A 14,465-nucleotide genomic window follows, 5' to 3' on the forward strand; every position below is an offset into this window, starting at 1 on the left:
CTCGGGCGCGTCGCGGATCAGTTCGCGAGGAACGCCGACAGCGCACGCAGGCGGCGCAGCGACTCGTCCTTGCCGAGCAGCTCCATCGACTCGAACAGCGGTGGCGAGACACGGCGTCCGGTGATGGCCACACGCGGCGGCCCGTAGGCGACGCGCGGCTTGAGTTCGAGGTTCTCCACGAGCGCCGTCGACAGCGCCTCCTGGATCTTCTCCGGAGTGAAGTCCGTCACCGGCTCCAGGGCGGCCACACAGGCATCCAGCACCTCGGCAGCATTGGCCGGCAGCCCCTTGAGCGCATCGGCGTCGTACGCCACTTCGTCGCGGAACAGGAAGCCGAGCATGCCAGGCACCTCGCCCAGCAGCTGCACCCGCTCCTGCACCAGCGGCGCCGCGCGGAAGGCGAGGACGAGCTGCTCGTGGGTCGGCTCGTCGAACAGGCCGGCCGCGGCGAGGTACGGCACCGTGCGCTCGGCGAAGTCCTTCACGTCGAGCATCCGGATGTGGTCGCCGTTGATCGACTCCGCCTTCTTCTGGTCGAAGCGGGCGGGGTTCGGGTTGACGTTCTCGATGTCGAACGCAGCGATGAACTCGTCGAGCGAGAACACATCGCGGTCCGGCCCGATCGACCAGCCGAGGAGCGCGAGGTAGTTCAGCAGCCCCTCGTGGATGAAGCCGCGCTCGCGGTGCAGGAACAGATCGGCCTGCGGGTCGCGCTTGGAGAGCTTCTTGTTGCCGGTCTCCCCCAGCACGAGCGGCATGTGGGCGAACCGCGGGACGAACGTCGTGACGCCCGCATCGATCAGCGCCGCGTAGAGCGAGAGCTGGCGCGCCGTGGACGGCATGAGGTCTTCGCCGCGCAGCACGTGCGTGATGCCCATGAGCGCGTCGTCGACGGGGTTCACGAAGGTGTACAGCGGCACGCCGTTGGGGCGCACGACGACGAAGTCCGGGAAGGAGCCGGCGGGGAAGGTGACCTCGCCGCGGATGAGGTCGACGTACGTGAGGTCCTCGTCCGGCACGCGCAGGCGGAGGGCGGGCTGCCGACCCTCGGCGCGGAAGGCCGCCTTCTGCTCGTCCGTCAGGTCGCGGTCGAAGTTGTCGTAGCCGAGCTGCTTCGCCCGGCCGTTGGCCTCGTTGCGGGCGTCGATCTCCTCCGCCGTCGAGTAGCTCTCGTAGAGCGCACCCGTCGCGAGGAGCTTGTCGATGACCTCACGGTAGATGTCGTGCCGCTCGGACTGCCGGTACGGGGCGTGCGGGCCGCCGACCTCGACACCCTCGTCCCAGTCGATCTTGAGCCAGGTGAGCGCGTCCACGAGCTGGCGGAAGCTCTCCTCGCTGTCGCGCGCGGCGTCGGTGTCCTCGATGCGGAACACCATCTTCCCGCCGTTGTGACGGGCATAGGCCCAGTTGTACAGAGCCGTGCGGACCATGCCGACGTGCGGCAGCCCCGTCGGAGAGGGGCAGAAGCGGACGCGGACGTCGGCGCCGCTGGCGGTCGTGGTGAGGGGGTGCGGAGTAGCCATAGCCCTTCGATTCTACGGGTGCGGGCAGGTCAGCCTCGGCGCGAGACCGCCACCGCCGCGCGGTGCTCCAGCGGCAGCACCGTTCCCACCCGGTGCGCCGCGACCGTCTCCTCGAACCCCGCGCGGAACCCGGCTCGCTCGGCCGAGGAGAGCGCGGCGTACTGGGCTCCCGCGCCGGCCACGCCGCCCTCGACGGAGACCCACAGCGAGTCGGGGTCGGCCTCCCATGTCCAGCTGTGCTCGGTGACGGTGACCTCCGCGAGTCCGGCCTCGGCGAGCATGGCCGCGAAGCCGTCCGCGGTGCGTACGAAGTCCTCCTCGGCCGGAAGCCTCGGCCCCGCATACGGCCGCAGCTCCGCACGCTCGACGACCTCGGTCCAGAACCACGAGGGGGAACGGGTCCAGGTCGTCACGGCGACCGGTCCCCGCGCGACGCGGCTCAGCTCGCGGGCGGCGGTGCGCGGGGAGGAGACGTGGTTCAGCACGAAGTTCGCCACGACGGCGTCGACCGAGCGATCGGCGAACGGCAGGGCCGGCAGGCCGCCGTCGACGATGCGCAGCGTCGGATGCTCCCGGCGGGCGACAGCACGCATCGTCGGCTCCGGCTCGCAGGCCGTGACGTCCCACCCCCGGTGTGCCAAGCGGGACGCGAGGCGGCCGTCCCCCGCGCCGACGTCGACGAGGCTGCGCCCCTCCGCCGGGCCGAGTGCGGCGGAGAGAACGTCGAACGTGCCCGCACACAGCGCTGCATACGAGGCGGCATACGCCTCCCCGACGCCGTCCCAGGCCTTCACCGCGCGCGGCTCCGAGCGAGCGGGGACAGCGCCACGATCGCGAGGACCAGCACGGAGGCCGCGATGCCGAGCCCGGCGTACTGGAAGTTCGACAGCACGATGCCGGCGAGGACCGACCCGGCGGCGGCCGACAGGCTCATCAGAGAGTCGCTGCGTCCCTGCCGCCGCGTGCGCACCTCGGGCGCGGAAGCCTCGGTGAGCAACGCGGCACCGGCGACCGTCGCGGCGCTCCAGCCGAGGCCGAGGAGGATGAGCGCGACCATGACGCCCCAGGCCTCGGTGCCCGCGAAGACGGCGAAGGCGAGGGCACCGCCGAGCAGAGCCTGCCCGAGCAGCACGACGCGCAGCCGCCCCCAGCGGTCGGCCAGCACGCCGAACACCGGGGAGAGGGCGTACATGCCGCCGACGTGCAGCGCGATGGTGATGCCGACGAGCGCCGAGACGTCGGCCGGTGTCGCTGCCGCGCCGTGGGCGCCGTGGGCCATATGGGACAGATGCACGGGCGTCATCGCCATGACGGACGCCATCACCACGTGCGACCCCGCGATCGCGAAGATCGCATAGCGCGCGACGCGCGGCCGGTCCGCCACAACGGCGCTCGTGGTGGCCGCCGCCGCCTGAGCGAGTCGCTGCGCGGCGAGCAGCGGATCCGGGCGGAGGGCGACGAGGTAGAGCGCGAGCGCCGCGCACTGGGCGACGAACGAGAACACGTAGGAACCCGTCTGCGGGGGCATGCCGATCGCCTGCCCGACGATCTCCCCAGGGCCGAGCAGCAGCGGACCCGCCACGCCGCCGATGGTGGTCGACCAGACGACGATCGAGAGATCTCGCCCACGGTGCTGCGGCGCCGCGAGATCCGTCGCCGCGAACCGGGATTGCAGATTGCCCGCGTTCCCCGCGCCGATCAGCAGGATGCCGACGAGCAGGAGCGGGAAGATGCGCACCGACGCCGCGAGGATCACCACGGCGATCCCGACGAGGGCGAAGAGGTTGCCGAGCGTGAGGGCGCGGCGACGCCCGAGTCGGGCAGCCATCCGTGCGAGCGGGATCGCGCAGAGAGCGGCCCCCAGGGTCACCGAGGCCGTCGCGAGCCCGGAGAGCGCGTCGCTGCCGGAGATGTCCGCGGCGAGCAGCGCACCGAGCGACACGGTCGCTCCGAACGCGATGCCGCCCAGCACCTGACCCAGCGACAGCACGAGCACGGTGCGACGCTGGACCGCCTGCTGCTGCGTCGCCGTGAGGGCGACCTCGGTCATGACGCGGGAGCGGCGTCGCGGGCGGTGTTGCGCAGGATGCCCAGGCCGGAGATCTCGACCTCGACCGTGTCACCCGCCTCGAAGGTGCCCACGCCGGCGGGGGTCCCCGTCATGATGACGTCGCCCGGGAGGAGTGTGAACACCGCGGAGGCGTACTCGATGATCGCGGCGACCGAGTGGATCATGTCGGTGAGCGGCGCATGCTGCCGGACTTCGCCGTTCACCCGCGTCTCGATCGTGGCCTGCGCCGGGTCGAAGTCCGTCTCGATCACGGGACCGAGCGGGCAGAATGTGTCGAATCCCTTCGCCCGCGACCACTGCCCGTCCTTGCGCTGGAGGTCGCGCGCCGTGACGTCGTTGCCGATCGTGTAGCCGAGCACGTGGTCGAGAGCATTCTCCGCTTTCACGTTCTTGGCGATCCGCCCGATCACGACCACGAGCTCGCCCTCGTACTCCGTCCGCTCGGACAGCGCCGTGGGACGCACGATCGCGTCGTCCGGGCCGATCACGGCGGTGTTCGGCTTGAGGAAAAGCAGCGGCTCCTCGGGGGCCACTCCCCCCATCTCGGCCGCGTGATCGTGGTAGTTCTTGCCGACGCACACGACCTTGGAGCGCGGGATGACGGGCGCGAGCAGCGTGACCTCGGTCAGCGGGACGCGCGCGCCGGTGGTCTCGTACCCGGAGAACATCGGATCCCCGGCGAGGACCACGAGCTCGCGGTCGTCGATGATCCCGTACATGATGGCGTCGTCGTGGCTGAACCGGGCGATCTTCATGCCTCCAGCCTAGATCCCCCCTCTTCGTCGCCGAGACCCCGCTTTGTCGCCGACACCCCGGCTCACGTGCGGAGGCGAGGCGGGGTCTCGACGGGAGCCCGGGGGCTCGACAGACCTCAGCCGGGCGGATGGATGCCGAACGCGGCGAGCCGTCGCCCGAGGTCCTCGGGGGTGCGGATGTGTCGGGAACCCCAGCGCACCACCCGCCACCCCGTAACCCCGCGGATCTCGTCCTCGCGGTGCTTCTCCGCCATCACCGCATCGGCCGCCGTGGGCATCGTCCGCAGCTCCGCATCCCGGTACTTGTCCTCCCCGTCGAACTCCCCGAAGGCCCGGGACCGCGGGAACCCGAAGTCGGCGAAGTACCGCGCGCCGTCGGAGCCGACGACGGGGATCTGCAGACCGATGTCCCGGAAGCCGAGTCGGTGGAGCTGAAGGCGACTCACGCTCTCGCCCGGGAGCTGCGCCCGTCCATCCGCGAAGGCTCCGATCCACCGTGCGCGCCGCACGCCCCGAAGCCCGGGCGCGCATAGTCGGTCGACCTCGGCCCGCCAGGCGTCGACCTCATCGTGGTCGACCTCGTGTCCGTCGATCGAGACCATCCGGAGGGCCGCATCCCCGGCCGCGACGACGCTCTCGGGACGCAGCAACCAGGCGAGATCGAACACGGTACGGGTCAGCGACGTGCACCGGAGTCCATGCCGCCAGACGATATCGCCCTCGTCAAGGGCCATCTGGTGTCGGACGACCCCGGCCTCGGTCCTGGTGTGTCGACGGCTCCGGATCGCGGTGTGCACATCGTCCCGGATCGGCCCCACGAGCGGCAGCCCCCAAAGCGCCGCCGCGGAGAGGTGCGAGAACACCGGACCGCCGCCGGCACTCGCTCTGCGGACGGCGCAGACCCGCACGAGCTGTCTTCCCTCTGGCCACAGCTCGTCCCAGACATGCGCGTCCACAAACGCCCCACGGTGCACCCGTCGCAGCCTGCCGTGCGCCACCGCCGCCGCCAGCTCCCGCTCCGTGATCCCCGTGTCGAGAATCTCCTCCCGCGACCGCACGAGATCCCAGGCTTCGGAGAACGAGAAGCGCCGCGACATCCCCTCACTCTCCCCCGCATACTCCCTCCCCCCTCGTTCTCCACACCCCGACTCCTCTCCCCCACGTCCCCCCGCATTGTGCAGGAACCATCCCAGCGTGCGAGACCCCGGGTACACGCCGAGACCCCGCCTTCCACGCGTCGACACGGCGGGGTGTCGGCGGGAAGGCGGGGTCTCGGGGAATGGAATCAGGCGTCGAGGCGGAGGAGCCAGCCGTGCTTGTCCTCGCGGCGCCCGTACTGGATGTCGGTGAGCTCTTCGCGGAGCGACAGCGCCAGCTCGCCCAGGGGCTGCGGCTCGTCGAAGCCCTCACCCACGAGCGCGCCGATCGGGGTCACGACCGCGGCCGTGCCACAGGCGAACACCTCGACGATGTCGCCGGAGGCCACACCCTCGCGCCACTCGTCGATCGAGATCGGACGCTTCTCGACCGTGTACCCGCGATCCTCGGCGAGCTGCAGCAGCGAGTCACGCGTGATGCCCTCGAGGATGCTGTCCGACTCCGGCGTGACGACACGGCCGTCCTTGAAGACGAACACGACGTTCATGCCGCCGAGCTCCTCCACATCGCGGTTCTCGTTGAGGAAGACGACCTGGTCGCAGCCCTTCGCGCTGGCCTCGGCCTGCGGCAGGAGGCTGGACGCGTAGTTGCCACCCGTCTTCGCCTTGCCCGTGCCGCCACGTCCCGCGCGGGCGTAGTCCTCGGAGAGCCAGATCCGCACGGGCTTCACGCCTCCCGTGAAGTAGGCGCCGGCGGGGCTCGCGATCACGTAGTAGGCGACCTTCTGCGCCGCCCGCACGCCGAGGAAGGCCTCCTTGGCGAACATGAACGGCCGCAGGTACAGGCTCTGGTCAGCACCGGAGGGCACCCAGCGGCCGTCGACGGCGATGAGTTCGCGGAGCGACTGGATGAAGTACTCGGTCGGGAGCTCCGGCAGCGCGAGGCGGCGGGCGCTCGCCTGCAGGCGGGCGGCGTTACGGTCGGGACGGAACGTGTGGATCGAACCGTCCGCGTGCCGGTAGGCCTTGATGCCCTCGAAGATCTCCTGCGCGTAGTGCAGCACCGACGCCGCGGGGTCGAGCGGGATCGGGCCGTAGGGCTGCACGCGCGGACGGTGCCAGCCGCCCTTGGCCGACCAGCAGATGTCGACCATGTGGTCGGTGAAGACGACCCCGAAACCGGGGTTCTCCAGCACTTCGGCGACGCGTGCCGGCGAGGCCGCGTTCAGGTTCTTCGTCACGGCGAACTCCAGGGGAGCCACGCTCGTCTCGGCGTCGATCGTCGTCATGTCGTCATCCAATCCTCGTGGGGCGGGCGCATCCTCGCGCCCTGTCAGCCTACGCCCGCCGTTCAGAGACGGGCAGTGATCGCGGAGCCGATCTCCGCGGTGGTGCGGGCACCGCTGCGCGCGGCGATGTCCGCCTCGACCGCGGCGCTCACACGCGCCGACTCGGCCGTCAGGCCGAGGTGGTCGAGCAGCAGCGCGATGGAGAGGATCGCGGCGGTCGGGTCGGCCTTCTGCTGACCCGCGATGTCCGGAGCCGAGCCGTGCACGGGCTCGAACATCGACGGGAAGGCGCCATCGGGGTTGATGTTCCCCGAGGCGGCGAGGCCGATGCCGCCCGTGACGGCGCCGGCGAGGTCGGTGAGGATGTCACCGAAGAGGTTGTCCGTCACGATCACGTCGAAGCGCGAGGGATCGGTGACCAGGAAGATGGTGGCGGCGTCGACGTGCAGGTAGTCGACGGCGACGTCGGGGTGCTCGGCGGCGATCTCGTTCACGATGCGCTGCCAGATCGCACCGGCGTGCACGAGCACATTGGTCTTGTGCACGAGCGTGAGCTTCTGACGGCGGCGCTCGGCGAGAGCGAAGGCGTAGCGGACGACCCGCTCGACGCCGAAGGCGGTGTTGACGGAGGTCTCGTTCGCCACCTCCTGGGGCGTCCCTTTCCGGATCGCTCCGCCGTTGCCGACGTAGGGCCCTTCCGTCCCTTCACGGACCACGACGAAGTCGACCTCCCCCGGCTCCGACAGTGGACCGGGCGCTCCGGCGAAGAGCTTCGAGGGGCGCAGATTCACGTAGTGGTCGAGCGTGAACCGGAGCTTCAGCAGCAGTCCGCGCTCGATGTTCGCGTCCTTCAGCCGCGGGTCGCCCGGCGTGCCGCCGACCGCACCGAGGAGGATCGCGTCGTGCGCGGAGATCGCGGCGAGGTCGTCGTCGGTGAGCGTGTCGCCGGTCTCGAGGTACCGGCCGGCACCGAGCGAGAAGCGGGTCTTGTCGAACGTCACGGCGCTGTCGGCGGTGACGGCGTCGAGCACCTTCTCCGCCTCGGCGATGACCTCGGGACCGATGCCGTCACCCGGGATGACGGCCAGCTTCACGACACGCGACATGAGACTCCTTGCGCACTGCACGGGGGTGGACCGGCCGCGGCGCGACCGCGGGTCGAACGGGCCGGTCCCCCCAGCGTAGTGGTCAGTGCGTGGGTGCCTTGCGCAGTGTGACGGCCGCGATGACCGCCGCGATGACGACGAGGCCCGCACCGATGAGCGACGTGACCGTGACTCCCGAGCCGAACGCGTCGGCCGCCGCCTGCCACAGGGCGTCGCCGAGCGCGGCCGGGAGCTCGTGGGCGGCGGTGTACGCGCCGGCCAGCGTCTCCTGCGCAGCGCGGGCCACCTCGGCCGGAAGCCCCTCGGGCAGCACCAGCGCGCCGCGGTAGAACGCGGTGATGATGCCGCCGAGGATCGCGGTCCCCAGCACGGCGCCGAGCTCGTACGCCGTCTCGGACACCGCGCTCGCGGCACCGGCCTTCGCAGCGGGGGCGCTGGAGAGGATGAGCTCGTTCGAGATGGTCTCGGCCGCACCGATGCCGATGCCGAGGACGACGAAGGCGAGGATGAGCGGTGCCACGCCGTGCTCGTGCGTCGTGAAGGCGACGATGAGGTACCCCGCGACGGAGAACACCAGCGCCGCTGGGATGAGCAGGTGCGGCGGAACCCGCCGCGAGATCGGCACCACGGTGAGTCCGGCGACGATCATGGCCGCCATCCCGGGCACGAGCGCGAGGCCCGCGACCATCGGCGAGAGCCCCAGCACGAGCTGCAGGTGCTGCGAGACGAAGTAGAGGAACCCGACGAGGGCCACGACGCTGAGCAGGTTCACCAGGATCGCACCCGAGAACGACCCGCGGCGGAACAGCGCCATGTCGAGCATCGGGGTGTCGGCGCGGAGCTGACGGCGCACGAACAGCGTCCCCATCACGAGGCCGAGCAGCGCCCATCCCCCGGCGTACAGCGACGGACCGTCGACCGCGAACGACTTGATCGCGTAGACGACCGGGATCATCGCCGCCATCGAGAGGGCGATGCTGAGCGGGTCGATGCGGCCCGGGTTCGGGTCGCGGCTCTCCGGCACGAGTAGCGGCGCGGCGATGAGCAGTGGGATGAGGACGGGCACGGCGATGAGGAAGACCGAGCCCCACGCGAAGTGCTCGAGGAGGAAGCCGCCGACGATCGGCCCGAGCGCGGAGCCGGCGGAGAACGCGGACGCCCAGACGGCGATGGCCATGCGGCGCTGGTCGCGGTTCTGGAAGATCGACCGCAGCAGCGACAGCGTCGACGGCATCAGCATGGCGCCGAAGAAGCCGAGCAGGGCGCGGGCGGCGATGAGAAGGCCCGCGGTCGGCGCGAAGGCGGCCAACGCGGAGACCACGGCGAACCCGGTGGCGCCGATGAGGAGCAGGCGGCGGCGGCCGAAGCGGTCGCCCAGCGTCCCCATGGTCACCAGGAGTCCGGCGAGCACGAGCGGATAGACGTCGATGATCCAGAGCTGCTCTGCCCCGCTCGGCGCGAGCGAGATCGAGATCTCGGGCAGAGCGAAGCTCAGCACCGTGTTGTCCACCGAGACCAGGAGCACCGGGAGCATGAGGACGACGAGTGCCGCCCATCCCCGAGCCCCGACGCGGGGAGCTTCCGTCTCTGTCGTCGGGATCGACGCAGTACGGGTCATGGAACACCTTTCCTTCCTGCGAACGCTCGTTACTAAACCGTCCGGCTGGTATAGTAACAGATGCAGCCCGCCCGCTTCCGCACAGAGGATGAACGATGCCCCGCCCTCCCCTCGCCCGTGAGAAGGTCCTCGACGCCTTCGAGGCGATCCTCATCGACGACGGCGAACGCGCCGCGACGCTCGAGGCGACGGCCAAGGCCGCCGGCGTGTCGAAGGGCGGCCTGCTCTACCACTTCCGCTCGAAGGATGACCTCGAGGCCGGGCTCCTGGAGCGCCTCGACCACCTGACGACCCTGGATCTGGAGCGGATGCGCACGGCCGAGGAGGGCCCCGTCGCCTACTACGTGCGCACCTCGGTGATGGAGGACGACGCGCTCGATCGGGCGCTCATCGCCACGACCCGGCTGGCCCAGGGCGGCTCGACCGCCGCGTCCGACATGCTCCGGGAGACCCGGCGTCGCTGGGCGGAGACGATCCGTCCGCACGTCCGCGACACCGCCAGCCTCGACCTGGTGATGCTCGTCAGCGACGGCCTCTACTTCAACAACTCGCTCGACGTGCACGGCCCGGAGCGCCTGGTCCCGCGGAGCGACGAACTCGCCGACCTCATCGCGCTCGTGCTGCGCGCCACCGCCTGACGCCGGACACGGAGAAGGGCGGGAGCATCGCGCTCCCGCCCTTCTCCCCGCTCTGCGGTGTCAGACCTCGGTGATCTCGATCTGACGGAAGAGGTCGGCGTCGATGGCGCCGCGCACGTCGTCCAGCAGCTCCTCGGAGACGGGCGAGTCGAGGGTCAGCACGCTGAGGGCCTGGTCGCCCGCCGCGAGCCGCGAGATCTGCATGCCCGCGATGTTGATCCCGGCCTCGCCGAACTTCTGCCCGTACACGGCCACGATGCCGGGCCGGTCGGTGTAGAGCATCACGACGTGGTGCTTCTCGATCGGCAGTTCCAGGGCGTGGTCGTTGATGCCGACGAGCTTCTCGGCCTGCTTCGGTCCGGTCAGGGTGCCGGACACCGAGAGCTGCGATCCGTCGGACAGCGCCCCCGTGAGGGTGATGACGTTGCGGTACTCCTCACTCACGTCGTCCTTGAGCAGGCGCACCGCGATGCCGCGCTGCTCCGCCAGGAGAGGAGCGTTCACGTACGACACGGTCTCGCTCACGATGTTCGTGAAGACGCCCTTGAGGGCGGCGAGCTTGAGCACGCTCACGTCGTAGTCGTTGAGCTCGCCGTGCACCTCGACGTCGAGGCTGGTGAGCGGCGACGTGGCCAACGCGGCGAAGATCTGGCCGAGCTTCTCCACGAGCGAGATGCCGGGGCGCACGTACGGGTCGATGACGCCGCCCGCGACGTTGACCGCGTCGGGGACGAGGTCGCCGCCGAGCGCGAGCCGCACCGAGCGCGCGACCGAGACGCCGGCCTTCTCCTGCGCTTCTTCCGTGCTCGCACCGAGGTGCGGGGTGACGACGACGTTCGGGAGGTCGAGCAGCGCGCGGGCGCTGCCGCCCTCGGCCGGGGGCTCGGAGGTGAAGACGTCCAGACCCGCACCGGCGATCTCACCGGCGACGAGCGCCTCGTGCAGCGCCTCCTCGTCGATGAGTCCGCCACGGGCGACGTTCACGACGAAGGCGGTCGGCTTCATGGCGGCGAACTGCTCGGCGCCGATCATGCCCGTCGTCTCCGGGGTCTTGGGCATGTGAATCGTGAGGAAGTCGGCCTCGGCGACGAGCTCGTCGAGCGAGAGGAGCTGCACACCGAGCTGCTGGGCGCGCGCGGAGGTGACGTACGGGTCGTACGCGACGACGCGCATGTCGAAGGCGGCCAGGCGGGCGGCGACGAGGGCGCCGATCCGGCCGAGGCCGACGATGCCGACGGTCTTCTCGAAGAGCTCGGCGCCGGTGAAGGAGCTGCGCTTCCACTGTCCGGCCGACAGCGAGGCGTGTGCGGCCGGGATGCGGCGGGCGAGGCTGAGGATGTGGCCGACCGTCAGCTCGGCGGCGGAGACGATGTTCGACGTCGGCGCGTTGACGACCATGACGCCGGCGGCGGTCGCGGCCTTGATGTCGACGTTGTCGAGGCCGACACCGGCCCGCGCGACGACCTTGAGCTTCGGCGCGTGCGACAGCGCCTCCTCGTCGATGCGAGTCGCCGAGCGGATGAGTACCGCGTCCGAGTCGGCGAGAGCGGCGAAGAGCGCCTCGCGATCGGTGCCGTCGACGTGGCGGACGTCGAAGTCGGGGCCGAGCGCCTCGATCGTGGCGGGAGAGAGTACTTCGGCGATGAGCACGACAGGCTTCGGCACAGTGGATCCTTCGGGGCAGCGCGACAGGCGGGAGGGGCCGATGCGCCGCACACCGTCGGGGGCGCGATCGCGACAACTCTACCGGAGCGCCGGGACCGCTCCGTGCCGTGTGACGGCGTGACGGATCCGGGTCAGGCGCTGGGCAGCGTCAGACTCAGCGCGAGCAGGCTCATCCAGAACACCGCGACGATCCCGAGCCCGGCGAGGAATGTCAGGGCGAGCTCGCCCACCCGACGTCGCCGGCCGATCGCGAAAGCGAACCCGAACACGATCACGGGGAACACCACACCGAACAGCAGCGTCGCCCAACCGGTGCCGGTGAGGCCGGTCTGGGCCATGGTGAGGAGGTGCGCGACCGCGTTCCACACCGCGTAGGCGTAGAACAGGCCGGCGAGGGCGATGACCGTCCAGACGAGCCACCGCGGCGAGCCGGTCGCCACGGCGGACGGGGTCTTCGGAGCGCTCATGAGCCGATCACCCCCACCGTCACGAACGGCCAGGGCACGAGCAGCACGACCCCGGCGAGGAGGACGGCAACGCGAATCCAGGAGGCCCGCTCCCGCGTCAGCACCCACGTCGCGAGGAACCACAGCGCGGGGGCGGCGATGGCCAGCACGAACCAGGGCAGGAACATGAAATCTGCGACGAGGAACGACGCGAGCGGCTGCAGCCGGAGACCGCCCGCGATCCAGCCGACGGTGTAGAGAAGATAGACGCCGCCGACCACGCCGACGAGGACGAGCATCGCGTTGCTGAGACCGGAGGGCGCTGCGGTCGCCTCGTCCACCGACGCGGGCGCGGACGCCGAGGGCGCGACGGCCTCGGCCGGCGTCGGTTCCGGAGCAGGCGTGGAACGCCGTGCGGCGTCCCGGGGGCGCTGCTCCACGCTGTCGTCGCCCTCCCAGCTCAGGGCGTCGTCGGGATCGGATGTCATCTCTCCAGCGTAGGACACGCCGACCACTAGGCTCGGGGATGCCTCGGCGGGGTCGCCGAGGACTTTCGGGGGAAAGGACGACCATGGCCGAGAACAAGGATGTGCCTTCCGGCGCGCAGCGTCGCGTCGAGGCGGGCGCCGCGACCGGCGAACCGCCCGTGGGCTGGACGCCGAGCCCGGAGGCCAAGACCTCCGCCACCCGCTTCCGCATCATCGCCGCGATCCTCTGGGCGCTCGCGATCATCGGCGAGGCCGTCGGTATCTTCTGGCTCCTACGACAGCGCGAGTTCGTCGACGAGGGCGGCGCGCTGCTCCGCGACCCGGACACCGGCCTCCTGGAAGAACAGGGAGGGACCGCGCAGTTCCCGCAGTGGGCGTTCATCACCCTGCTGGTCCTGCTGGTCGCGATCGCCGCGCTGTCGATCATCGGCTCGATCCTGTGGAAGAAGGCCAACACCCTCGACCCGGCGCGGCGCGCGGACAAGACCCGGTTCTTCCTGCAGAACCAGCTCGGCGCCATCATCGCGGTCATCGCCTTCCTCCCCCTGGTCGTCCTCATCTTCCTGAACAAAGACATGGACAAGGGGCAGAAGGCGACCGCCGGCATCGTCGGCATCGTCCTGGCCGTCCTCGCCGCGATCGTCGGGACGAGCTTCGCCCCGCCGTCCGTCGAGCAGTACACCGCGGACCAGTCGGCCGTGATCCAGCTCCTCGGCGCCGATGAGGTCGTGTGGGTCGACGGCGGCAAGGTCTATCACGTCTGCGATGAGGTGCCCGCGATCCAGACCGGCAGCGAGATCCGCACCGGCACCACCTCCGAGGCCATCGAGGCGGGGAAGATCCGGCTCACCCTGCAGTTCGCGTCCGAGCTGCGCACTTGCGGCCTCGCGGTGCCCGAGAACGCCGACGAGATCACCGAAGCCCTCCGCGCGATCCAGGCCGGTCAGGTCGATACGCCTCTGCCTGCTCCGGTCTGGGCCGACCCGACGGACGCACCCATCGAGATCAAGGACGCCCCCGCCGACGAAGGCTGACGTCAGGAGGCGCTCAGGGCCTCGACGAGACGATCCTCCGCCGAGGCGAGGTGGGCACGCAGCACCGCGGCCGCGCGCTCCGCGTCGCCGGCGGCGACGGCCTCGAGCATTTCGGCGTGCTGCGCGGCGATGAGTTCCGCGTCGAGGAGACGCCGCCCCTGCACCTGCGCCATGCACAACCGCACCTCGTCCAGCACGCTCCGGTACATGCGACTGGTGCGCTCGCTTCCCAGCGCGTCGATGAGGGCCGTGTGGAAACGGAGGTCGGGATCGACCGTCGCGGGATCGGGGCCCGGTGCCATCGCCTGCAGCTCGGCGTTCGCCGCCACGGCGTCCGCTGGCACGGCGGCGCTCTCCGCCAGCTCGCGCAGTGCCGCGCTCTCCAGCCGGATCCGCGTGCGGTAGACGTCGCGAACGGTCTCCGCCTCGATGCCGACCACGCGCGCCGTGCGATGCGCCGTCCGCACGAGCAGCCCACTGGCCACCAGTTGCTCGATGGCCGCTTTGGCGCTGGGGCGGGCGACGCCGTAGGCCTGGGAGACGGCCGCCTCGGTGAGCGGCTCCCCCGAGCGGATCTCGCCGGAGAGGATCCGGCTGCGCAGCTGTCCGGTCACGGCGTCGACCACGCCGACCACGCCGAGGGGGCGCTCTGCGATCGAGGTCATGCGGAACAGTCTAGTGAGGCGCCCGTCGTTCAGTACACTTGTCAGACAATCTTCGAGCGGAGCAGAGGAG

The 14,465-nt window shown here is 70.8% G+C and carries 14 protein-coding genes; 2 read left to right on the forward strand and 12 right to left on the reverse strand.

Annotated features, from left to right (window positions below; translation table 11 throughout):
* Positions 1-17: 17 nt before the first annotated feature.
* The 8 genes from gltX to CYL12_RS04990 form a co-directional block, all read right to left on the reverse strand.
* Entirely contained in the window at positions 18-1,523 is a 1,506-nt protein-coding gene (gene gltX / locus CYL12_RS04955; protein WP_101846042.1) for a glutamate--tRNA ligase, read from the reverse strand.
* Between the two features lie 29 nt (positions 1,524-1,552).
* Complete coding sequence (locus CYL12_RS04960) at positions 1,553-2,317, reverse strand: class I SAM-dependent methyltransferase (RefSeq protein ID WP_101846044.1); 765 nt, start codon at positions 2,315-2,317, stop codon at positions 1,553-1,555.
* A complete protein-coding gene (locus CYL12_RS04965) occupies positions 2,314-3,573 on the reverse strand; it encodes an MFS transporter (protein WP_101846046.1) in 1,260 nt (419 codons plus the stop codon). The genes CYL12_RS04960 and CYL12_RS04965 overlap by 4 nt, the downstream gene beginning before the upstream one ends.
* Entirely contained in the window at positions 3,570-4,349 is a 780-nt protein-coding gene (locus CYL12_RS04970) for a fumarylacetoacetate hydrolase family protein (RefSeq protein WP_101846049.1), read from the reverse strand. The genes CYL12_RS04965 and CYL12_RS04970 overlap by 4 nt, the downstream gene beginning before the upstream one ends.
* Before the next feature lie 116 nt (positions 4,350-4,465).
* On the reverse strand, positions 4,466-5,446 hold the full coding sequence (locus CYL12_RS04975) for a hypothetical protein (protein ID WP_101846052.1): 981 nt from the start codon (positions 5,444-5,446) through the stop codon (positions 4,466-4,468).
* A 188-nt stretch (positions 5,447-5,634) separates the two neighbouring features.
* Entirely contained in the window at positions 5,635-6,735 is a 1,101-nt protein-coding gene (locus CYL12_RS04980; RefSeq protein WP_062634807.1) for a branched-chain amino acid aminotransferase, read from the reverse strand.
* Between the two features lie 62 nt (positions 6,736-6,797).
* A complete protein-coding gene (locus CYL12_RS04985; RefSeq protein WP_101846055.1) occupies positions 6,798-7,841 on the reverse strand; it encodes a 3-isopropylmalate dehydrogenase in 1,044 nt (347 codons plus the stop codon).
* Positions 7,842-7,923: 82 nt separating this feature from the next.
* Positions 7,924-9,459, reverse strand: coding sequence for an MFS transporter (locus CYL12_RS04990; protein WP_101846058.1), 1,536 nt, complete (start codon positions 9,457-9,459; stop codon positions 7,924-7,926).
* Between the two features lie 95 nt (positions 9,460-9,554).
* On the opposite strand from CYL12_RS04990, the gene CYL12_RS04995 reads away from it, so the two are divergent.
* Positions 9,555-10,097, forward strand: a complete 543-nt coding sequence (locus CYL12_RS04995; protein WP_101846060.1) for a TetR/AcrR family transcriptional regulator — start codon at positions 9,555-9,557, stop codon at positions 10,095-10,097.
* A 60-nt stretch (positions 10,098-10,157) separates the two neighbouring features.
* Here CYL12_RS04995 and serA read toward each other — a convergent pair whose 3' ends face one another.
* The 3 genes from serA to CYL12_RS05010 form a co-directional block, all read right to left on the reverse strand.
* Positions 10,158-11,762 carry a phosphoglycerate dehydrogenase gene (gene serA / locus CYL12_RS05000; protein ID WP_071328472.1) on the reverse strand — a complete coding sequence of 535 codons (1,605 nt, stop codon included), beginning with the start codon at positions 11,760-11,762 and terminating at the stop codon, positions 10,158-10,160.
* 131 nt (positions 11,763-11,893) lie between these two features.
* Positions 11,894-12,229: a hypothetical protein gene (locus tag CYL12_RS05005; RefSeq protein ID WP_101846062.1), complete on the reverse strand. Its 336-nt coding sequence runs from the start codon at positions 12,227-12,229 to the stop codon at positions 11,894-11,896.
* Positions 12,226-12,696 carry a hypothetical protein gene (locus CYL12_RS05010; protein ID WP_233486836.1) on the reverse strand — a complete coding sequence of 157 codons (471 nt, stop codon included), beginning with the start codon at positions 12,694-12,696 and terminating at the stop codon, positions 12,226-12,228. Before CYL12_RS05010 ends, CYL12_RS05005 begins: the two co-directional genes overlap by 4 nt.
* Positions 12,697-12,779: 83 nt before the next feature.
* Between CYL12_RS05010 and CYL12_RS05015 the strand changes: the two genes are divergently transcribed.
* Complete coding sequence (locus CYL12_RS05015) at positions 12,780-13,730, forward strand: hypothetical protein (protein WP_101846066.1); 951 nt, start codon at positions 12,780-12,782, stop codon at positions 13,728-13,730.
* 2 nt (positions 13,731-13,732) lie between these two features.
* Here CYL12_RS05015 and CYL12_RS05020 read toward each other — a convergent pair whose 3' ends face one another.
* Complete coding sequence (locus tag CYL12_RS05020) at positions 13,733-14,395, reverse strand: GntR family transcriptional regulator (RefSeq protein WP_101846068.1); 663 nt, start codon at positions 14,393-14,395, stop codon at positions 13,733-13,735.
* Positions 14,396-14,465: the final 70 nt, after the last annotated feature.

Origin of the sequence: Zhihengliuella sp. ISTPL4 (assembly GCF_002848265.1) — a bacterium.
Lineage (GTDB): Bacteria > Actinomycetota > Actinomycetes > Actinomycetales > Microbacteriaceae > Microbacterium.